The sequence below is a fragment of the Pseudomonas sp. DCB_BI genome (assembly GCF_026240995.1).
In the GTDB taxonomy this organism is placed as follows: domain Bacteria; phylum Pseudomonadota; class Gammaproteobacteria; order Pseudomonadales; family Pseudomonadaceae; genus Aquipseudomonas.
Genome location: NZ_JAPFCG010000014.1, coordinates 19426 through 38638, shown reverse-complemented (window position 1 = coordinate 38638; position 19213 = coordinate 19426). Strand labels below are relative to the sequence as shown.

20 protein-coding genes are annotated in these 19213 nt (G+C 63.4%); 13 read left to right on the top strand and 7 right to left on the bottom strand.

Annotated features, from left to right (window positions below):
* Positions 1–8 precede the first annotated feature (8 nt).
* Entirely contained in the window at positions 9–1499 is a 1491-nt protein-coding gene (locus OO258_RS16250) for an aldehyde dehydrogenase (RefSeq protein WP_266031602.1), read from the top strand.
* A gap of 104 nt (positions 1500–1603) precedes the next feature.
* Here OO258_RS16250 and OO258_RS16245 read toward each other — a convergent pair whose 3' ends face one another.
* Both OO258_RS16245 and OO258_RS16240 read right to left on the bottom strand, forming a co-directional pair.
* The gene (locus OO258_RS16245) at positions 1604–2074 is read right to left on the bottom strand and encodes an RNA methyltransferase (protein WP_110743752.1); all 471 of its coding nucleotides are present in this window, start codon (positions 2072–2074) and stop codon (positions 1604–1606) included.
* A 71-nt stretch (positions 2075–2145) separates the two neighbouring features.
* Entirely contained in the window at positions 2146–2517 is a 372-nt protein-coding gene (locus OO258_RS16240; RefSeq protein ID WP_003254676.1) for a YajD family HNH nuclease, read from the bottom strand.
* Positions 2518–2650: 133 nt separating this feature from the next.
* Between OO258_RS16240 and OO258_RS16235 the strand changes: the two genes are divergently transcribed.
* Positions 2651–2929: a hypothetical protein gene (locus OO258_RS16235; protein WP_110743751.1), complete on the top strand. Its 279-nt coding sequence runs from the start codon at positions 2651–2653 to the stop codon at positions 2927–2929.
* Between the two features lie 47 nt (positions 2930–2976).
* On the opposite strand, the gene OO258_RS16230 is transcribed toward OO258_RS16235, so the two are convergent.
* Entirely contained in the window at positions 2977–5019 is a 2043-nt protein-coding gene (locus OO258_RS16230; RefSeq protein ID WP_266031601.1) for a S9 family peptidase, read from the bottom strand.
* Positions 5020–5115: 96 nt separating this feature from the next.
* On the opposite strand from OO258_RS16230, the gene OO258_RS16225 reads away from it, so the two are divergent.
* The 3 genes from OO258_RS16225 to OO258_RS16215 are packed head-to-tail and all read left to right on the top strand — an operon-like array spanning position 5116 to position 6932.
* Positions 5116–5613 carry an MFS transporter gene (locus tag OO258_RS16225; RefSeq protein ID WP_266031600.1) on the top strand — a complete coding sequence of 166 codons (498 nt, stop codon included), beginning with the start codon at positions 5116–5118 and terminating at the stop codon, positions 5611–5613.
* A 14-nt stretch (positions 5614–5627) separates the two neighbouring features.
* Complete coding sequence (locus OO258_RS16220) at positions 5628–6401, top strand: class II glutamine amidotransferase (RefSeq protein ID WP_266031598.1); 774 nt, start codon at positions 5628–5630, stop codon at positions 6399–6401.
* 9 nt (positions 6402–6410) lie between these two features.
* Positions 6411–6932: a DUF2937 family protein gene (locus tag OO258_RS16215; protein ID WP_266031596.1), complete on the top strand. Its 522-nt coding sequence runs from the start codon at positions 6411–6413 to the stop codon at positions 6930–6932.
* Between the two features lie 71 nt (positions 6933–7003).
* On the opposite strand, the gene OO258_RS16210 is transcribed toward OO258_RS16215, so the two are convergent.
* The gene (locus tag OO258_RS16210; protein ID WP_266031594.1) at positions 7004–7915 is read right to left on the bottom strand and encodes a LysR family transcriptional regulator; all 912 of its coding nucleotides are present in this window, start codon (positions 7913–7915) and stop codon (positions 7004–7006) included.
* 129 nt (positions 7916–8044) lie between these two features.
* On the opposite strand from OO258_RS16210, the gene OO258_RS16205 reads away from it, so the two are divergent.
* From OO258_RS16205 to OO258_RS16190, 4 genes are read left to right on the top strand one after another with little or no spacing between them, the layout of a single operon-like run.
* Entirely contained in the window at positions 8045–9328 is a 1284-nt protein-coding gene (locus tag OO258_RS16205) for an MFS transporter (RefSeq protein ID WP_416309211.1), read from the top strand.
* 9 nt (positions 9329–9337) lie between these two features.
* On the top strand, positions 9338–10117 hold the full coding sequence (locus OO258_RS16200; protein ID WP_266031592.1) for a 5-oxoprolinase subunit PxpA: 780 nt from the start codon (positions 9338–9340) through the stop codon (positions 10115–10117).
* Positions 10114–10800: a 5-oxoprolinase subunit PxpB gene (gene pxpB, locus OO258_RS16195; protein ID WP_266031590.1), complete on the top strand. Its 687-nt coding sequence runs from the start codon at positions 10114–10116 to the stop codon at positions 10798–10800. Before OO258_RS16200 ends, pxpB begins: the two co-directional genes overlap by 4 nt.
* Positions 10797–11714 carry a biotin-dependent carboxyltransferase family protein gene (locus tag OO258_RS16190; protein ID WP_266031588.1) on the top strand — a complete coding sequence of 306 codons (918 nt, stop codon included), beginning with the start codon at positions 10797–10799 and terminating at the stop codon, positions 11712–11714. The genes pxpB and OO258_RS16190 overlap by 4 nt, the downstream gene beginning before the upstream one ends.
* Positions 11715–12388: 674 nt before the next feature.
* Here OO258_RS16190 and OO258_RS16185 read toward each other — a convergent pair.
* The 3 genes from OO258_RS16185 to OO258_RS16175 form a co-directional block, all read right to left on the bottom strand.
* Positions 12389–13567, bottom strand: coding sequence for a vWA domain-containing protein (locus OO258_RS16185; protein ID WP_110743741.1), 1179 nt, complete (start codon positions 13565–13567; stop codon positions 12389–12391).
* A 13-nt stretch (positions 13568–13580) separates the two neighbouring features.
* The gene (locus tag OO258_RS16180) at positions 13581–14426 is read right to left on the bottom strand and encodes an AAA family ATPase (protein WP_110743839.1); all 846 of its coding nucleotides are present in this window, start codon (positions 14424–14426) and stop codon (positions 13581–13583) included.
* 156 nt (positions 14427–14582) lie between these two features.
* Complete coding sequence (locus tag OO258_RS16175; protein ID WP_266031586.1) at positions 14583–15656, bottom strand: DUF748 domain-containing protein; 1074 nt, start codon at positions 15654–15656, stop codon at positions 14583–14585.
* Between the two features lie 134 nt (positions 15657–15790).
* Between OO258_RS16175 and cysK the strand changes: the two genes are divergently transcribed.
* The 4 genes from cysK to OO258_RS16155 all read left to right on the top strand — a co-directional run bounded on the left by cysK (position 15791) and on the right by OO258_RS16155 (position 19213).
* Positions 15791–16765, top strand: coding sequence for a cysteine synthase A (cysK, locus tag OO258_RS16170; protein WP_110743739.1), 975 nt, complete (start codon positions 15791–15793; stop codon positions 16763–16765).
* A 173-nt stretch (positions 16766–16938) separates the two neighbouring features.
* Positions 16939–17874 carry an aspartyl/asparaginyl beta-hydroxylase domain-containing protein gene (locus tag OO258_RS16165; RefSeq protein ID WP_110743738.1) on the top strand — a complete coding sequence of 312 codons (936 nt, stop codon included), beginning with the start codon at positions 16939–16941 and terminating at the stop codon, positions 17872–17874.
* Between the two features lie 179 nt (positions 17875–18053).
* On the top strand, positions 18054–18215 hold the full coding sequence (locus OO258_RS16160) for a hypothetical protein (protein ID WP_266031583.1): 162 nt from the start codon (positions 18054–18056) through the stop codon (positions 18213–18215).
* A gap of 116 nt (positions 18216–18331) precedes the next feature.
* Positions 18332–19213 carry a DMT family transporter gene (locus tag OO258_RS16155; protein WP_266031581.1) on the top strand — a complete coding sequence of 294 codons (882 nt, stop codon included), beginning with the start codon at positions 18332–18334 and terminating at the stop codon, positions 19211–19213.

Genomic DNA, 19213 nt, shown 5'->3' with positions numbered 1-19213 from the left:
CCGCCAACATGGCTGATTTGCTGAGCAAGGAACAATACGCGGCCATCGCCGCCGACCTGCAACTGCGCACCAAGGCGTTCATCGACGGTGAATTCCGCGATGCCATCTCTGGCCGCACCTTCGTCACCAGCAACCCGGCTACCGGCAAGCAGCTGGCTGAGGTCGCCGCTTGCGACGTCAATGACGTGAACATCGCGGTGGCCGCGGCCAAGCGTGTGTTCGAAGCGGGCACCTGGTCGAAGATGCAGCCGAACGACCGCAAGCATGTGCTGCAGAAGTTCGCCCAACTGCTGGAAGACAACGCCCACGAGCTGGCAGTGCTGGAAGCGCTGGACAGCGGCAAGCCGGTCAGCGAGTGCCAGACCGTCGACGTGCCGGAAACCATCCACACCATCCGCTGGCACGCCGAGCTGATCGACAAGATCTACGACGCCACAGCGCCCACCGGCAACGCGGCCGTGACCATGGTGGTACGTGAAGCCATCGGTGTGGTCGGCCTGGTGCTGCCATGGAACTTCCCGCTGCTGATGCTGGCGTGGAAGATTGCCCCGTCCCTGGCCGCCGGTTGCTCGATCGTGGTCAAGCCGGCCAAGGAAACCACCCTCAGCGCCTTGCGCGTGGCCGAACTGGCCCACGAGGCCGGTATTCCTGCTGGGGTGTTCAACCTGGTGCCAGGCGGTGGCCGTGAAGTGGGCGAAGCCATCGGCCGCCACATGGACATCCCGATGGTCAGCTTTACCGGGTCCACCGACACCGGCCGCCTGTTCCTGAAATACGCTGCCGAGTCCAACCTCAAGCGCATCGTCCTGGAACTGGGTGGCAAGAACCCGGCCGTGGTCATGAACGACTGCGAAGACCTGGACGAAGTGGCCCAGTTCGTCACTGCCGGTGCGTTCTGGAACATGGGCGAAAACTGTTCTGCCTCGTCGCGCCTGATCGTCCACAAGGACGTCAAGGACGAGCTGCTGGGCCTGATCGCCAAGCACTTGAAGGACTGGAAACTCGGCGACCCGCTCGACCCGGACAACCGCCTGGGCGCCATGGTCAGCAAGTCGCACTTCGAAAAGGTGAAGTCGTACCTGGAATACGCTGCCGAGCAGAAACTCAGCATCGTTCAGGGTGGCGAAACCGAGGAAGGCGTCTTCGTGCAGCCGACCATCGTCGACAACGTTGGCCGTGACAACAAGCTGTTCGTCGAGGAAATCTTTGGCCCGGTGCTGAGCGTGACCAGCTTCGAGACCATCGACGAGGCGATCGAGCTGGCCAACGATACCGTCTATGGCCTGGCGGCTTCGGCCTACACCGGCAGCCTGCGCAATGCGCTGCGCCTGTCGCGTGAAATCCGCGCGGGCGTGGTGACGGTCAACTGCTTCGGCGAAGGTGATGTCACCACGCCGTTCGGTGGCTACAAGGAGTCAGGCTTCGGTGGGCGCGACAAGTCAATCTGGGCCCATGACCAATACACGGAGCTGAAGACCATCTGGATCAACGCTTCGTGATCTGAGCAAGACTGGTGCTGTTCTGACGGAGCTCAGCACCTGGCCGCTTTTGTGGTGGCTGTGCCGGCCACTAGGCCGGTGCAGGCACTGCAAAGGCGGCTTTTTTATTTGAACCTGGGCCCCGAGCGGGTATTCAGCCCCTTGGCCATGCGGTCGTACAACACCACATTCACTGTCGCCGCCAGGTTCATGCAGCCCTCGGTGGGTATGTAGATGGTTTCTTCACACCACTCTCGCACTTCCTCGCTCAGCGTGCCGTCCTCAGGACCGAAGATGTAGATGGCCCGGTCCGGGTGGGTGTACTCCGGCAACGGCCGCGCACCTTCCACCAGCTCCACCGCCACGGGCGTGCAGCCCAGCGGGATGATGCGTTGCAGGTCATCGATGCCAATCAGCGGGATGTCGTAGTGCACGCGCTTGGTGTCGGTGACGAAGTCACGGGCGCGTTCATACCGTTTGCCGGTGTAGAACACCGAATTGACGCCATAGCAGCCCGCGGCGCGCATCACCGAGCCGACGTTTTCGGGTGACTTGGGGTTGAACAGGCCGATGCAGCTGTATCGTTTGTTTGCCACGTACCGGGGCCCTTCGCGAAAAAAGCGCGATTATACGGGCTGCCCGGTAGCAGCGGGGGGCGAATCGATGGTCAGTCTTTCTTCAACATGCCAGCCAGCCCGGCGAACGGGTTATGCGTAGCCTTGGCGATGCTCGGGGTGCTGGTGGAGCCTTCGCTGAAGTACTGCTGGTCGGTGTAGCGCGAGTGCTCGTTGTCGTGGCAGTACAGGCACAGCAGCTCCCAGTTGGAGCCGTCCTGCGGGTTGTTGTCGTGGTTGTGGTCCCGGTGGTGCACGGTCAGCTCGCTCAGGCGCTTGCCGGCGAACTCGCGGGCGCAACGGCCGCACACGTGCGGGTACATTCTGAGGGCCTTGTCGCGGTAGCCCATTTCCTTGTCGCGCTTGGCATCGGCGAGGATGCGGTCCAGGCGCGCGGTGGCAGCGGCGGAAGAGGTGGAGCTCATGGGTGTTTCCTTTGTTCTGATCAGGCAGATGACGGTTATGCCATTGAGTCTAGCGCGCTTGCAGGGCGGGCGGACAGGCGCAAGCCTGGATTTAGGCGTAGCCTGTAGGAAGGTTCCCGACAGGAGGTTGCTGATGTTGCACGCGATCCTCGCTGTGCTGTTGCTGGCCGGCCTGCCCATGGCCGAAGCCGCCAGCACGCCACCCAGGCTGAATACGCCGGTGCCCGGTGCGCCGGGTACGCCGACGCCCACGCCATACCCGCAGATAACCCCGAGTACGCCGCCCAAGGCTTATGACAGCCAGCCGGGTGCGCCCTTGTTGCCGCCGATGCCGGTGCCCGGCCCGCCGAAGGACCAGCCACTGCCCGGGTTGCGGCCGGAGCCGCCGAAGCCGGTTGTGGACGATGATTGACAGGCAGAAGCGGAGGGCGCTTGGGGCGCAACGCGCGCCCAGCTACCTCAAACGATCCCCAGCTCGCCAAACACGAATGCATATTCCAGCGCCACATCCTTCAACCCCTGGTAGCGCCCGCTCATCCCGCCATGCCCAGCCCCCATCTCGGTCTTGAGCAACAGCAGGTTGCTGTCGGTCTTGCGCGTACGCAACCGCGCCACCCACTTGGCCGCTTCCCAGTACTGCACGCGGCTGTCGTTGTAACCTGCCACCACCAGCATCGCCGGGTAGGCCTGGGCCTTCACGTTCTCGTACGGCGCATACGCCTTGATCCGCTCGTAGACCTCAGGGTCTTCAGGGTTGCCCCATTCGTCATACTCGGTCACGGTCAGCGGTAACTCGGGGTCGAGCATGGTATTGAGCACGTCGACGAATGGCACTTCGGCGATCGCGCAGCGGAACAGCTCGGGGCGCAGGTTGAGCACCGCACCGATCAGCAGGCCGCCGGCACTGCCGCCACTGATGGCCAACCGATCGGCTGCAGTCACCCCCTCGGCGATCAGGTGTTCGGCACAGGCGATGAAATCGCTGAAGGTGTTTTGCTTGTGCTCCTGCTTGCCGGCGCGGTACCAGGCCTCGCCCAGTTCGCCGCCGCCACGTACATGGGCAATGGCAAAGGCCACGCCTCGCTGTAGCAGGCTCAGGCGCGCATGCGAGAACCACGGGTCGAGGCTTTCGCCATAGGCGCCATAGCCATACAGGTAAAGCGGCACGGTCTGCCCCACGTCCTGTCGGCGGCGCACCAGGCTGATCGGCACCCGCGTGCCGTCGGTGGCAGTGGCCCACAGGCGCTCGCTGACATAGTCGTCGGCATCGAACGCACCCAGCACCGGGGTTTGCTTGAGCACCACCTGTGCCCCTGTTGCCAGCTCCAGCTGGCGTACCTGGGCCGGGCGATTGAGGGCTTCGTAGCGCAAGCGCAGGCGTGTGCTGGCGAACTCCAGGCTGTCTTGAACGTAAAGGCTGTAGGCGGCATCCGGCAGCTCGACGCGGTAGGCCGGCAGGCCCTGCGGGCGTACTTCGATGATCGGCAGGCCGCCTTCGCGCAGGCTCAGGGTCAGGGCGCCAGCGTTCAGGCTCAGCCCTTCGAGCATGATCGCGTCGCGGTGCGGCACCAGCACTTGCCATTGCCCGCGGCTTGGCACCGGCACAACCGGGGCGTGGTAAAGGGCGAAGTTGATGCCGTCCTGGTTGGTGCGGATGAACCAACGCCATTCGCCGTCAAGCTGGCCATGGTCGGGGAAATACTCGTGGCCTTCGACGCGCGGCGCCAGGCAGGTGAATGGCGCCTGTGGGGTTTCGGCGTCCAGTACCCAGGCTTCGCAGGTGGTCTTGCTGTTCAGCAGCAGCACCAGCTGGCGCTCGGAACTGGTGCGGTAGCAGTGCAGGAAGAACCGCCCGTCAGGCTCTTCGAACACGGTCTGTGCGCCTTCACTGCCCAAGGCATGGCGGCGCAGGCGCCATGGCCGATGGGTGTCGTCCAGCTCGGCGAAGAACAGCGTCTGGCTGTCATTGGCCCAGGTCAGGCTGCCGTCGCAGTCGTCGAAGGGCAGGGCGGTGACGTCGTCGCTGGCCAGGTCCTTGACGTACAGGGTGTAGATTTCGTCGCCGCTGGTGTCGAGGCTATAGGCCAGCAGGCGGTGGTCGGGGCTGACGTTGAATGCACCGAGCGAGAGGAAACCGCCGTTCGCCAGGGCGTTGGGGTCTAGCAGCAGCTGCTCCTGGCTTTCATCGACGGTATTGGAACCGTCGGCCGGGCGCGGGCAGCGATAGTGGCGCGGATATTCGTCGCCAGCGGTGGTGCGGGTGTAGTACAGGTAGGGGCCCCATGGGGAGGGCAACGACAGGTCGGTTTCCTGGATGCGGCCCTTGATCTCTTCGAACAACTGCTCGCGCAGCGGCGCCTGGTCGGCCAGGCAGGCCTCCTGGTAGGTGTTTTCGGCCTGCAGGTAGGCGAGCACCTCGGGGGTGTCGCGCTGTTGCAGCCAGGCGTATGGGTCGGTACCTGAGTCGGCCTGGGCAATCGGGGGTAGGGGCTTGGTTGGCATTGAGGATCTCTTGTTGGGGCCGCCACAGGCAAACACTGCCTGCGCCCGGAAAAGTGTTTATCATAGGCAACTCTTTGCCTGGCTTGCACGAACACCATGATCGAGAACGACTACACCTTCGCTTGGGGCCTGTACGCAGTTGCAGCCCTGGGCTGCCTGCTGGTGGGCTTCAAACTCACCGGGTGGATGTGGCGCTGGCTGCGCGAACCGCTGCGGGTGCTGCTGGCGGTGCTGCTGCTGACCCCGACCATCGTCGACCCGGCCAAGGAAAGCTTCGCCCCGGCCATCGCCATCACCGCCCTGGATGTCGCCTTCAAGGTCGGCAACAATGCCTGGCGTGCGGTGTCCGACTTCGCCATGTACGGAATGATCGCCTTCGGCCTGTACTTTCTTTTCGTGCTGGCGCGCTGGCCGCTGGAAAAGCGCGCCCGCGAGCGCCGTGCCCAAGCCGAAGCCGCTGCCCAGCGCCAGGCGGCCGAAGACGACCAGCTCGCTGCTCAGGCGCCGCTGGCGGCCGAGCGCCGCGACCGTTACCGTGACGACCCACCGCCAGCCGCCCCGCGTGGCAATGGCCGGGTCGAGCCCCGTCTGTAAGCGGAGACACAGCCATGTGCGAACTGCTGGGCATGAGTGCCAACGTCCCCACCGACATCGTCTTCAGCTTTACCGGGCTGATGCAGCGTGGTGGTCGTACCGGCCCGCACCGTGACGGCTGGGGTATCGGCTTTTACGAAGGGCGTGGCCTGCGCTTGTTCCAGGACCCGGCCGCCAGCAGCGAGTCGGAAGTGGCCAACCTGGTGCAGCGCTACCCGATCAAGAGCGAAGTGGTGATCGGCCATATCCGCCAGGCCAACGTCGGCAAGGTGTGCCTGTCCAACACCCACCCGTTCGTGCGCGAAATGTGGGGCCGCAACTGGTGCTTTGCGCACAACGGCCAGTTGGGCGAGTTCAAGGGCCTGGCCAGTTTCTACCGGCCGGTGGGCGACACCGACAGCGAAGCGGCTTTCTGCGACCTGCTCAACCGCATCCGCAGCGCCTTCCCCGAGCCGGTCCCGGTGGAACAGCTGCTGCCGGTGCTGGTCGAAGCCTGTGCCGGCTACCGTGGCCAGGGTGTATTCAACTGCATGCTCAGCGATGGCGACTGGCTGTTCTGCTTCTGCTCCACCAAGTTGGTGCACATTACCCGCCGTGCGCCGTTTGGTGCAGCACGCTTGAAGGATGTCGACCTGATCGTCGATTTTCATACCGAAACGACCCCCAACGACGTGGTCACGGTGATCGCCACCGAGGCCCTGACCGAGAACGAGACCTGGCAGCGCTACGAGCCGGGTCAGTGGGCCCTGTGGCGGCACGGAGAGTGCACAGCGCACGGCCAGAGCTAAGGACGCTGCATGTTCAGAAGTTACCTGCGGTTGCTGCTGTTCACCTTCGGCCTGCTGGCCGGCATCCAGGTCCCGGGGCTGGTCAAGGACTACAGCCAGCGGGTCGAGGCGCACCTGTTCGAGTCGCGTGAAGCACTGGATGGCTTCAAACAGACTGCGGAGCGCTTCTTCAATGGCGACTTGCAAGCACTGTTGCGGCATTACCGCAGCAGTGACGACCCGGTGTTCAACAGTGATGCCAACAGCATCGAAAGCCTGATGATCCGCAACCAGCTGCTGGAAAACGAGTGGCAGGCGCTGCAAGGGCCCTGGGCCGAGCGTACCTGGCATGTGCTGGTGCAGGCTGACCCGCAGTTGCGTGAAGAAACCCTGAATGGCTACAGCTACCAGATTCTGCTGGTGCCCGAGGCAATTGGCTGGGGTGTTGGTGCTGGTTTTGTGCTGGCGTTTGTGGTCGAAAGCCTGTTGTTGGGGATTGGCTGGGTGATCCTTGGCGGGCGGCGCAGGGTGGTGAAAGAGAGCTGGCGCTAAGTTCTGCTGTACCTGTACCGGCCCTCTCGCGGGCAGGCCGCGAAAGGGCTGGTACAGGCAGAGCCTGTCGTTCAGACCAGTACGATCCGCTGCCCACCCACATCCCGCGCATACCGCTCCAGCACCTGCCGGCACACCCCGACCACTTCATCCACCAGCGCCACCCCGGTCTGCCAGGCCACCACCAGTTCCAGGCTCGACGGCGGTTGCAGCCCTCCCAGCAATACCAGCTCGCCTCGGCTCAGCTCGGCATCCACCAGCGCCGGCGGCAATGCGCCAATGCCAAAGCCGTCACGCAGCAGCCGGGTAATCGCCGCCACCGAGTTCACGCAGTTCAGGCGTGGCGTCTCGGCGCCCGCAGCTTGCAGCAGGCTCAGCACCTCCTGGTGCGGCCGCGAGTTCTTCGAGAAGGTGATGATCCGCTCACGCCCAAGCTCGGCCAGCGAGGCGTAGTCGCGGTGCTGGTGCGAGCCGGCGGCCACCACCCAGCCCATCGGATAGCGCGCCAGGTCGAGGCTGCGGATCGACTGTTCGCGCAGCAGGTCGGTCTGCAGGATCACATCGAGAAAGCCCTTCTGCAGCTGCTCGCGCAGGTTCAGCGCGGTATCGGCGACCAGCTCGATTTCCACCTGCGGGTAGCGTTCGGTCAGCTCGGCCACCAGCGCGTTCATCCAGGTATGGATCACCGTGTCCATCACCCCGATGCGAATGCGCCCGACCTTGGCGCGGTCGCTGCCCAGCGATTGCTTCATGGCCTCGGCGGTTTCCAGCATGCGCTCGGCATATTCCAGCACCTTGCCGCCTTCCGGGGTCAGGCTGACGCCACGAGAGTCGCGCAGCAGCAGCTTTACCCCCAGGTCGGCCTCGAGCGCCGCAATGCGGCTGGAGACCGAGGCCTGGGTGGTGAACAGCTTTTCCGCAGTCAGGCGGAAGCTCTTGAGGCGGGCGACCCAGACAAAGGTTTCGAGGAAGCGAAGGTTCATGATCAGTTTTTCTTGTTCCAGACCGGCGATTTTTCTCGTTGGACGCAGGCGTCGCAGCCTCTGAACATGGCGCTGAGGCCGCGACGCTTCAGGTCGCCCATAAAACAATACCAACAAGCCGAGGCAAGCATGAACCCCACCGGCGTGCAGCAGGTCAGTTCCCCCTCTTCGTCCGGGCCTTTCGCCTGGTATCGCGACATCGACTCACAGCAACGGCGCACCTTCTGGAGCTGCAAGATCGGCTATGGCCTGGACGGCATGGACACGCAAATGCTCAGCTTCGTCATTCCCACGCTGATCATGCTGTGGGGCATCACCACCACCGAAGCCGGGCTGATCCACACCAGCACACTGATCGCCTCGGCCGTGGGTGGCTGGATTGCCGGCATCCTTTCCGACCGCATCGGCCGGGTGCGTACCCTGCAGCTGACGGTGCTGTGGTTTGCCTTTTTCACCTTCCTCTGCGGTTTTGCCCAGAACTACGAGCAGTTGCTGATCGCCCGCACCCTGATGGGCTTCGGCTTTGGTGGCGAATGGACTGCAGGCGCAGTGCTGATCGGCGAAGTGATCCGCGCCCAGGACCGTGGCAAGGCGGTGGGCATGGTGCAGTCCGGCTGGGCCATCGGCTGGGGGCTCACCGCCATCCTCTACGCGCTGCTGTTCTCCTGGCTGCCGCCAGAGCAGGCCTGGCGTGCGCTGTTCCTGCTGGGGCTGGTGCCGGCGATCTTCGTGATCTTTGTCCGCCGCCTGGTCAAGGACCCGGAGGTTTATCGCAAGGCCAAGGCAGCGGAAGCCGCCGAGGCGCCGTCGCACTTCTACGAAATCTTTGCCCCGGGGATGCTCTGGACCACTGTGCGCGCGTCGCTGCTGACCACCGGTGCGCTGGGCGGATACTACGCCATCACCTCGTGGCTGCCGACCTTCCTCAAGCAAGAGCGCGGCCTGAGTGTGCTGGGTACCGGTGGCTACCTGGCCATGGTGATCGTCGGCTCGTATGTGGGTTATGTGGTCAGCGCGTACCTGTCCGATCTGCTGGGGCGCAAGAAAAACTTCATTCTGTTTGCCGTGGGCTCGTTCGTGATCGTGTTGCTGTACACGCAAATGCCGGTCAGCGACGGGGTGATGCTGTGGCTGGGCTTCCCGCTGGGCTTCTTTGCCTCGGGCATCTTCAGTGGCATGGGCGCGTTCCTCACCGAACTGTTCCCCACGCGCATCCGCGGTTCAGGGCAGGGCTTTTGCTACAACATCGGCAAGGTCATTGCGGCGCTGTTCCCGCTGCTTATCGGCGTGCTCGGCCAGAAGGTGCCGCTGGGCGTGGGCATAGGGGTGTTTTCTGCGGTGTCCTATGGCGTGGTGATCGTGGCGGCATTGAGCCTGCCGGAAACACGCGGCAAACAGCTGCAGGCAAGGTAAGGTAGGCATATGCACAACAACAACGGAGGCCGTGTGGTGAAACCCCTGCTACTCAATTGCGACATGGGCGAGAGTTTCGGCAGCTGGCGCATGGGCCTGGATGTCGAGGTCATGCCGTACATCGATTGCGCCAACATCGCTTGCGGTTACCATGCCGGCGACCCCGGTATCATGCGCCGCACCGTGGCCCTGGCGCTGGAGCACGGGGTAACCGTCGGTGCCCACCCGGCCTACCCGGACCTGGTCGGCTTTGGCCGCCGCTCCATGGCCTGCAGCGCCGAGGAAATTCGCGACCTGCTGCACTACCAGATCGGTGCGCTGGACGGCATCTGCAAAGTGCTGGGTACTCGCGTGGCTTACGTGAAGCCCCATGGCGCGCTGTACAACGACATGATGGCCGACCCGCTGAAGCTGCGTACTGTGCTGGAGGCGGTGGCGGCCTACGACAGCAACCTGCCGCTGATGTTGATGGCCACGGCTGACAACCGCGCCGCCCAGTCCCTGGGCGATGAAATCGGCGTGCCGCTGTGGTTCGAAGCGTTCGCCGACCGCGCCTATACCGCCAGTGGCCACCTGGTGTCGCGGCGCTTGCCGGGCGCGGTGCACCACGACCCTGCGCTGGTCGTAGATCAGGCCGTGCGCCTGGCCCGCGGCGACACGTTGGTGGCGGATGATGGCAGCGCCTTGAAGCTGGCGGCCAGCACCCTGTGCGTGCACGGCGACAACGACAGTTCGGTGGCGGCGGTGCGGCAGATTCGCGAAGCCCTCGATGCTATGGCGTCGCGATGAGCTTGCGCATCGAAGTCGTCGCCGTCGACAGCCTGATGGTGCGCCTGTTTGAACGTATCGACGAGGCCAACATGCCGTGGATCCTCGCGGCCAGCCAGCGCTTGCGGGCGGCGTTTGGCAAGCACCTGCTCGATCTGGTGCCGTCCTACACCACGCTGATGGTGCAGTTCGACCTGCCGCCGGGCGAGGCGAGGGGGCTGATAAACCATGCACTGGACGCGCTGCAGCCAGACGCCGGCAGAGGTGGCCGCCGCCACGAAATCCCGGTGTGGTATGACCCCAGCGTCGGCCCGGAACTGCCAGTACTCGCAGCCCGCAGCGGGTTGAGCGAGGCCGAGGTGGTCCGCTTGCACAGCGAGCGCGAGTACCCGGTTTTTGCCTTGGGCTTCGCCCCCGGTTTCGGTTTCATGGGCCTGGTCGATGAGCGCCTGGCCAGCCCGCGCCTGAGCACGCCGCGCAAACGGGTGGCGGCGGGCAGCGTCGGAATTGCCGAGCGGCAGACGGCGGCTTACCCGGCGGTGTCGCCGGGTGGCTGGAACCTGATCGGGCGTACTCCGGTGCGGTTGTTCGACCGTGAGCGTGAAGGCTATAGCTTGTTGCAACCCGGTGACCGAGTGCGCTTCGTGGCGATTTCGCGCAGCGAATTCCTGGCCTTGGGCGGTGATGCGGAGGCGCAGGGATGAAGCTATTGAAGATCGAGGCCAGTACGCCGCTGTGCCAGTTGCAAGATGCCGGGCGCTTCGGCGTACGCCACCTGGGCGTGACCCAGGGCGGGGCGCTGGACTGGGTGGCGATGCACTGGGCCAACTGGCTGTTGGGCAACACCCTGGGCGCGCCAGTGGTCGAGGTGGCGTTAGGGGGGCTCAGCGTAGTGGCGGAGCAGGATTGCGTGCTGGCACTGGCCGGTGCCGACCTGGATGCGCAGGTCGATGATAAGCCGCTGATGCCTTGGCGCAGTTTTGCCTTGGGCAAAGGGCAGCGGTTGACCTTTAAGCAGCCGAAAGTGGGTGTGCGGGCGTATCTGGCGGCACCTGGCGGGTTCGTGGGCCAGGATGTGTTGGGTAGCTGCGCCACGGTGGTGCGGGAAGAACTGGGTGGTATCGATGGTCAGGGGACTGCGCTCGCTAAAGGCCAGATACTGGCCTTCGCCGGTACTGCGGCAAACCTGCGTGAGGTGCCGGAAGCGTTGCGCCCGCGCCATGAGCAGCAGCCTGTGCTTGACCTGGTGATGGGCGCGCAGATGGGTGATTTCAGTGGTACCAGCCTGTTCGACGCGTTCAACCGTGAGTGGACCCTGGACAGTCGCGCCGACCGTATGGGCATCCGTTTGTTGGGGCCGCAGCTGGTCTACCAGGGCGCACCGATGATTTCCGAAGGCATCCCGCTGGGGGCCGTACAGGTGCCGCCGGACGGGCAGCCGATCGTGTTGCTCAATGACCGGCAGACCATTGGCGGCTACCCGCGGCTGGGCGCGCTCACGCCGCTTGCGCTGGCGCAACTGGCGCAATGCATGCCGGGTGCGGTGGTGCGGTTCAGGGCCGTGGTGCAGGACGAGGCCTGGCGCGAGCAGCAGGTATATCTGGAACGTTGGCGGTGACGCTGCCGGCCTCTTCGCGGGTAAACCCGCTCCCACAGGGAATAGCTCAATCCCGAGACCTGCGCCGTACCTGTGGGAGCGGGTTTACCCGCGAAAGGGCCGGCACAGGCAACTTCACTCGGACAGTTACCGCATCCCTTCCTCCCACAGGGAATAGCTCAATCCTGAGGCCTACGCCGTACCTGTGGGAGCGGGTTTACCCGCGAAAGGGCCGGCACAGGCAATATCACTTGGACAATTACCGTATCCCTTCCTCCCACAGGGAATAGCTCAATCCTGAGGCCTGCGCCGTACCTGTGGGAGCGGGTTTACCCGCGAAAGGGCCGGCACAGGCAATATCACTTGGACAATTACCGTATCCCTTCCCCCCACAGGGAATAGCTCAATCCTGAGGCCTGCGCCGTACCTGTGGGAGCGGGTTTACCCGCGAAAGGGCCGGCACAGGCAACTTCACTTGGACAGGTACCGCATCCCTTCCTCCCACAGGGAATAGCTCAATCCTGAGCCCTGCACCGTACCTGTGGGAGCGGGTTTACCCGCGAAAGGGCCGGCACAGGCAACTTCACTTGGACAGTTACCGCATCCCTTCCTCCCACAGGGAATAGCTCAATCCTGAGCCCTGCACCGTACCTGTGGGAGCGGGTTTACCCGCGAAAGGGCCGGCACAGGCAACTTCACTTGGACAGGTACCGCATCCCTTCCTCCAGCCCCTGCAAGGTCAGCGGGTACATCTTGTCCTCGATCAGGTCGCGTATCAGATGGGTCGAAGCGGTGTATTCCCAGGCTTGCTTGGGGTACGGGTTGATCCAGATGATCTTCTTGAATTTCTCCATGAAGCGCTGCAGCCACACGTAACCGGCCTCTTCGTTCCAGTGCTCCACGCTGCCACCGGGCTGGGTGATTTCGTAGGGGGCCATGGCCGCATCGCCGACGAACACCACTTTGTAGTCGTCGCCGTACTTGTGCAGCAGGTCGAAGGTAGAATAGCGCTCCGAGGTGCGGCGCAGGTTGTTCTTCCACACCGACTCGTACACGCAGTTGTGGAAGTAGTAGTACTCCAGGTGCTTGAACTCGGTCTTGCAGGCCGAGAACAACTCCTCGCAAACCTTGACGTGGGCGTCCATCGAGCCGCCGATGTCGAACAGCAACAGCAGCTTCACCGTATTGCGCCGTTCCGGGCGCATCTGGATGTTCAGCAGCCCGGCGTCACGGGCGGTGTGGTCGATGGTGCCGTCGATGTCCAGCTCTTCGGCGGCGCCTTCACGGGCGAACTTGCGCAGCCGGCGCAGGGCCAGCTTGATGTTGCGCGTGCCCAGCTCGACCTGGTCGTCGAGGTTCTTGTACTCCCGCTGGTCCCACACCTTCACTGCCTTGCCCTGGCGCTTGCCGGCGTCGCCGACGCGGATGCCCTCGGGGTTGAAGCCGCCCGAGCCGAATGGGCTGGTGCCGCCAGTGCCAATCCACTTGTTGCCGCCGGCATGGCGTTCCTTTTGCTCCTCGAGGCGTTTCTTGAATTCCTCGATCAGTTTGTCCAGGCCGCCCAGCGACTGGATCTGCGCACGCTCTTCATCGCTGAGCGAGCGCTCGAACTCCTTGCGCAGCCAGTCTTCCGGGATCAGCGCCTCAATGTGCCGGTCGAGGTTTTCCAGGCCCTTGAAGTAGGCAGCGAAGGCCCGGTCGAACTTGTCGAAGTGGCGTTCATCCTTCACCAGGATGGCGCGGGCGAGGTAATAGAATTCGTCCATGTCGGCGAATACCACGCGCTTTTGCAGGGCGTGGTGCAGGTCGAGCAGTTCACGCACCGACACCGGCACTTTGGCCGCGCGCATTTCATTGAACAGGTTGAGCAGCATGGCCCGGCTCCTGTCAGCGGTTGCCGCGCCGGCTCATGAAGGCCAGGCGTTCAAGCAGTTGCACATCCTGCTCGTTCTTTACCAGCGCGCCAGCCAGCGGCGGGATGGCCTTGGTCGGGTCGCGTTCGCGCAGCACCGCTTCACCGATGTTGTCGGCCATCAGCAGCTTGAGCCAGTCGACCAGCTCGGAGGTGGACGGTTTTTTCTTCAGGCCCGGCACTTTGCGCACGTCGAAGAACACGTCCAGCGCCTCGCTGACCAGCGACTGGCTGATGTTCGGGTAGTGCACGTCGACGATCTGCTGCAGGGTGTTGCGGTCTGGGAAGGCGATGTAGTGGAAGAAGCAGCGGCGCAGGAACGCGTCCGGCAGCTCCTTTTCGTTGTTCGAGGTAATGATGATGATCGGGCGCTGCTTCGCCTTGATGGTCTCGTCGATTTCGTAGACGTAGAACTCCATCTTGTCGAGTTCCTGCAGCAGGTCGTTGGGGAACTCGATGTCAGCCTTGTCGATTTCATCGATCAGCAGGATGACCCGCTCCTCGGCCTCGAAGGCCTCCCACAGCTTGCCCTTCTTGAGGTAGTTGCGCACATCGTGGACCTTGTCCACGCCCAACTGCGAGTCACGCAGGCGGCTGACCGCATCGTACTCGTAAAGGCCCTGGTGAGCCTTGGTAGTGGACTTGATGTGCCAGGTGATCAGGCGTGCACCGAAAGAGGCTGCCAGTTGCTCGGCGAGCATGGTCTTGCCGGTGCCGGGTTCGCCCTTGACCAGCAGTGGGCGTTCGAGGGTGATGGCCGCGTTTACTGCCAGTTTCAGGTCGTCTGTGGCGACGTAGTCGCGGGTGCCTTCGAACTTCATGGGCTTGGTCCTCTGCGGGTTGCCTGCCTTGGCCCTACCGCCGGCCAGCCAGAACGGGCAACACTTGATGGTGATTTGCCAACGACTATAACGCGAGCATGGGCAGCTGCAAACGCAGACCGGGTATTCAGTCCCTGAATGGCCCGTCACGTCCATTCAGTCAGACTTTGGCGCCGGTTGTTCATAGCGCGCATTGAACGCCTGGATAAACCCGTTGCGCAGGATCTGCAAGAACGCCTCGAACGCGCTGATGTTTTGCTTGTGCACGCTGCCACTGAGCTCTACCCGGGTTGCAAACTGGTTCTTCGGCTGGTTCTTCAACACCGTCTCGGTGGCCCCCACCAGTGCTTCCCACACCGAGCGGAAGAAACCTTTGTCCTTTTCCGCGACGTCCTGCTGCCAGTCGAACACATCCACATCGCGCAGCAGCGGCTTGATGTAGCCGTTGAGCCGGCCATTCTCCGCCTGGGCCTCGATCACCACGTCGCCATGCCCGGCATTGAAGTCGAATTTGCCGTAGGCGCTGGCGAAGTCGTTGAGCTTGCGTAATTCGATACCGGTGGCGCGAAGGCGAAACTCGAAATCATCGAAGTCACTGAATGGGTCGAACGTGGCACGGCTTTCCACCTTGGCGTCGCCTGCTATCAGCGCGGTGCCTTCAAAGCTGGCATCACGCCGGCCTTTCTGGTCGCGGACATTGGTCAGGTTGCGGATACTGGCGTCCAGCCGGGTGGCCTTGAGATCGACTGGCGGGCTGGAATTGAAGTTGCGAAAGGTCAGGGTGCCATTTTCGATGTGCACCTCGTTCAGGGTAATCGGCAGCAGCTTGTCCAGTTGTTGCCGCCAGTCGGTGCCCTGACCGGTTTGCGACGCCTGCTTGCTGCCGCCGTCGACGAAGTTCAGTTCGGGCCGGTCGAAGGTCACTTCGGCCACCACGGCCTGGTCGTAGATCAGCGAATGCCAGCTCACCGACAGGTCGATCAGCGGTGCATCCAGCAACGGCACCGGCACCTTGCCGTTGGTCTTGACGATCTTCAGCCCGTTGATCTGGTAGGCGCCACGCCACCAGGCCAGGTCCACATCGGCTACCTGGCCACGGTAGTCGCCCATGTCCGCCAGTTTGTCGTTCAGGTAGTCGCGCACCAGGTAGGGCAGGGCCAGGTGCAACGCCACCAGCAGCGCAACCAGGCTGGCCAGGCCGATCAGCGGCCAGCGATAACGGGCTCTCATCGGGGTGTCTCCAAGGCAGGATGTGCGGTTGACCGCAATGCGCCCGGCTGAGTTCTAACAGGCTTTACGGGCCATCGGCCCGGGCTTACCCTTGAGGTCTTTCCCTGCTTGTTTTCATGCCAAGGACCCCTGCCATGAGCCGTATCTTTGCAGACAATGCCCACTCCATCGGCAATACGCCGCTGGTGCAGATCAACCGTATCGCCCCGCGCGGGGTAACCATCCTGGCCAAGATCGAAGGGCGCAACCCGGGCTATTCGGTCAAGTGCCGCATTGGCGCGAACATGGTGTGGGATGCCGAGAGCAGCGGCAAGCTCAAGCCGGGCATGACCATCGTCGAGCCGACCTCGGGCAACACCGGCATCGGCCTGGCGTTCGTCGCCGCCGCCCGTGGCTACAAGCTGATGCTCACCATGCCTGCCTCGATGAGCCTGGAGCGGCGCAAGGTGCTGAAGGCGCTGGGCGCCGAGCTGGTGCTGACCGACCCGGCCAAAGGCATGAAGGGCGCCATCGAGAAAGCCAACGAAATCGTCGCCTCCGACCCGGCCCAGTACTTCTTGCCTGGCCAGTTCGAAAACCCGGCCAACCCGGCCATTCACGAAAAGACCACTGGCCCGGAAATCTGGAACGACACCGACGGCGCGGTCGACGTGCTGGTGGCAGGCGTGGGTACCGGTGGCACCATCACCGGCGTTTCGCGCTATATCAAGCATACCCAAGGCAAGGCGATCACTTCGGTGGCGGTAGAGCCGGTAGCCTCGCCGCTGATTACCCAGACCCTTGCCGGTGAAGAGCTCAAGCCCAGCCCGCACAAGATCCAGGGCATCGGTGCTGGCTTCGTGCCGCAAAACCTCGACCTGTCGATCGTCGACCAGGTGGTAACGGTAACCGACGAAGAATCCAAGGCCATGGCCATTCGCCTGATGCAGGAAGAGGGCATCCTCTGCGGCATTTCCTGTGGCGCGGCAATGGCCGCGGCCGTTCGCCTGGCGGAAAAACCGGAAATGCAGGGTAAGACCATCGTCGTAATCCTGCCGGATTCCGGCGAGCGCTACCTGTCCAGCATGTTGTTCAGCGACCTGTTCAGCGAGCAGGAAAACCAGCAGTAATCGGCCTTGCCGCTGACGCCGCGCAATGTTCGGCGGCCAGGTTTATTGCAAAATCTTCATGAATGCGATCCCGCCCGGGCTGTTTTTACCTCGGCGGGATCGGTTTATGATGGCAGGATGATTTTCCGGAGAGCAGGCCGCGCAGCCCTGGCTCTTCTCCAAGGAGTGAAAGCATGACCTTTTCCTTTGCAGCCAAGGCGGGTGTCTTGCTGGTGTTTTTCGGCAGTGTGCTGTTCGTGCACCTGCGCGGCAAGGCTCGCCTGCCGGTGTTGCGCCAGTTCGTCAACCATTCGGCGCTGTTTGCCCCGTATAACGCCTTGATGTACCTGTTCTCCGGCGTGCCGTCCAAGCCTTACCTGGACCGGCAGCGTTTCCCCGAGCTGGATGTGCTGAAGGACAACTGGCAGGAAATCCGCGAGGAGGCCATGCGTCTGTTCGACGAGGGCTACATTCGCGCTGCCGAAAAAGACAACGACGCCGGTTTCGGTTCGTTCTTCAAAAAGGGCTGGAAGCGCTTTTACCTGAAATGGTACGACAAGCCCCTGCCTTCGGCCGAAACCCTGTGCCCGCGTACTGTCGAACTGGTCAGCAGTATCCCCAACGTCAAGGGTGCGATGTTCGCCCTGCTGCCCGGCGGTAGCCATCTGAACCCGCACCGCGACCCCTTTGCCGGTTCGCTGCGCTACCACCTGGGGCTGTCCACCCCGAACTCCGACGCCTGCCGCATCTACGTCGATGGTGAGCAGTACGCCTGGCGTGACGGCGAAGACGTGATGTTCGACGAAACCTACGTGCACTGGGTCAAGAACGAGACCGATGTCACCCGGGTGATCCTGTTCTGCGACATCGAACGCCCGCTGAGCAGCCCGCTGATGACCCGTATCAACCGCAAGGTCAGCGCCTTCCTGGGCCGCGCTACCGCGCCGCAGAACACCGATGACGAGCGTGTGGGCGGGATCAACCAGGCGTATGCCTGGAGCAAGCGCTTCAGCAACAAGATCAGCACCCACGTGAAGCAGTTCAAGCGCGCCAACCCCAAGGCCTACCGCGTACTGCGGCCCGTGCTGGCGGTGGTGGTGGCTTACCTGCTTTACCGCTGGTTGTTCTAAGGCAGGCCTGGGCGCTTCGCGGGTAGACCCGCTCCCACCAGGACCGCGCCAACTTTGCACCCTGCGCGGTCCCTGTGGCGGCGGGCTTGCCCGCGAAGGGGCCGGATCAGGCTGTTGCCCAACCCTCGATTCACCGCTATATTCCAGAACACCTACCTTCTTCGAAGACCGACCCGATCATGCCAGCCAAACCTTCCACCACACGCTTTGCCATCGCGCCAGTCGCGGGCATGGTCGTGCGTGGCAGCCAGCAGCCGGTCATGATCAGTCACTACCCACCACCTGTCAGTGGCGTTGTAGGCGGCGTAGCTCCGCCGCTTTGCGTGGTCGTGCTGGGCTGAGCGGCTTCTTGCCGCAGCCTTTCGCACACGCAACCTACTGAACACGGTCGGCGCCTTCCTCCGCTGAAGCGCACGCTGGCCGTCTGGCTTCTTCGCCTTATACCAGGTGGCAATACATGTCTGTTTTCAACAAAGCATCCGTGGCCTCGGCGGCCACTACCAGCCTGTTCGTACTGCTGTGGAGCAGCGGCGCGATCGTCTCCAAGCTGGGCCTGGCGCATGCCAGCCCGTTCGCATTCCTGTTGTTGCGCTCGGCCCTGGCCCTGGCTGGCCTGCTGCTGATCGGGCCGTTACTGGGGTTGCGCTGGCCGCGCAGTCGCGGGGCCATCCTGCGCGCCCTGGGAACCGGCTGCGTGCTGCTGGGCGCTTACCAGATCTTCTACCTGTTAGCGCTCAACACCCATGTCACCCCCGGCGTAATGGCCACGGTGATGGGCGTGCAACCGATCCTTACCGTGGTACTGATGGAGCGCCAGCGCTCCTGGAGCCGGTTGTTCGGCTTGGGCCTGGGGCTTGGCGGACTGGTGATGGTGGTCTACCAAGGCATCAACCTGGGTGGGGTATCGCTGCTCGGCATGCTGTTCGCACTGTTGGCGCTGGCCAGCATGACCTTTGGCTCGATCCTGCAGAAGCGCATTACCGACAACCCAATGGGTACGCTGCCATTGCAGTACATCGCCGGCTTCGCCCTGTGCGCGGTGTTCGCACCGCTGCAACCGCTGCACGTGGAGTGGACCGGCGGCTTCGTCGGCGCGCTGTTGTGGATGGGGCTGGTGGTGTCGCTGCTGGCGACCCTGTTGCTGTATCGGTTGATCGCCAAGGGCAACCTGGTCAACGTCACCAGCTTGTTCTACCTGGTGCCGGCGGTGACTGCGGTGATGGACTTGCTGATCTTCGGTAACCGACTGGCGCCGCTGAGCCTGCTGGGCATGGGGCTGATCGTGATCGGCCTGCTGTTCGTGTTCCGCAAGCCGGCGGCGCGGCTGGCCGAGGCGTAA

Coding starts and splice junctions, on each gene's coding strand:
- OO258_RS16185 (WP_110743741.1), bottom strand. CDS start 13,567: ATGCTGCTCAACCTGTTCAATGAAATGCGCGCGGCCAAAGTGCCGGTG.
- OO258_RS16240 (WP_003254676.1), bottom strand. CDS start 2,517: ATGAGCTCCACCTCTTCCGCCGCTGCCACCGCGCGCCTGGACCGCATC.
- OO258_RS16220 (WP_266031598.1), top strand. CDS start 5,628: ATGTGCGAACTGCTGGGCATGAGTGCCAACGTCCCCACCGACATCGTC.
- OO258_RS16235 (WP_110743751.1), top strand. CDS start 2,651: ATGTTGCACGCGATCCTCGCTGTGCTGTTGCTGGCCGGCCTGCCCATG.
- OO258_RS16175 (WP_266031586.1), bottom strand. CDS start 15,656: ATGAGAGCCCGTTATCGCTGGCCGCTGATCGGCCTGGCCAGCCTGGTT.
- OO258_RS16215 (WP_266031596.1), top strand. CDS start 6,411: ATGTTCAGAAGTTACCTGCGGTTGCTGCTGTTCACCTTCGGCCTGCTG.
- OO258_RS16225 (WP_266031600.1), top strand. CDS start 5,116: ATGATCGAGAACGACTACACCTTCGCTTGGGGCCTGTACGCAGTTGCA.
- OO258_RS16230 (WP_266031601.1), bottom strand. CDS start 5,019: ATGCCAACCAAGCCCCTACCCCCGATTGCCCAGGCCGACTCAGGTACC.
- OO258_RS16250 (WP_266031602.1), top strand. CDS start 9: ATGGCTGATTTGCTGAGCAAGGAACAATACGCGGCCATCGCCGCCGAC.
- OO258_RS16165 (WP_110743738.1), top strand. CDS start 16,939: ATGACCTTTTCCTTTGCAGCCAAGGCGGGTGTCTTGCTGGTGTTTTTC.
- OO258_RS16210 (WP_266031594.1), bottom strand. CDS start 7,915: ATGAACCTTCGCTTCCTCGAAACCTTTGTCTGGGTCGCCCGCCTCAAG.
- OO258_RS16180 (WP_110743839.1), bottom strand. CDS start 14,426: ATGAAGTTCGAAGGCACCCGCGACTACGTCGCCACAGACGACCTGAAA.
- OO258_RS16155 (WP_266031581.1), top strand. CDS start 18,332: ATGTCTGTTTTCAACAAAGCATCCGTGGCCTCGGCGGCCACTACCAGC.
- pxpB (WP_266031590.1), top strand. CDS start 10,114: ATGAGCTTGCGCATCGAAGTCGTCGCCGTCGACAGCCTGATGGTGCGC.
- OO258_RS16190 (WP_266031588.1), top strand. CDS start 10,797: ATGAAGCTATTGAAGATCGAGGCCAGTACGCCGCTGTGCCAGTTGCAA.
- cysK (WP_110743739.1), top strand. CDS start 15,791: ATGAGCCGTATCTTTGCAGACAATGCCCACTCCATCGGCAATACGCCG.
- OO258_RS16200 (WP_266031592.1), top strand. CDS start 9,338: ATGCACAACAACAACGGAGGCCGTGTGGTGAAACCCCTGCTACTCAAT.
- OO258_RS16205 (WP_416309211.1), top strand. CDS start 8,045: ATGAACCCCACCGGCGTGCAGCAGGTCAGTTCCCCCTCTTCGTCCGGG.
- OO258_RS16160 (WP_266031583.1), top strand. CDS start 18,054: ATGCCAGCCAAACCTTCCACCACACGCTTTGCCATCGCGCCAGTCGCG.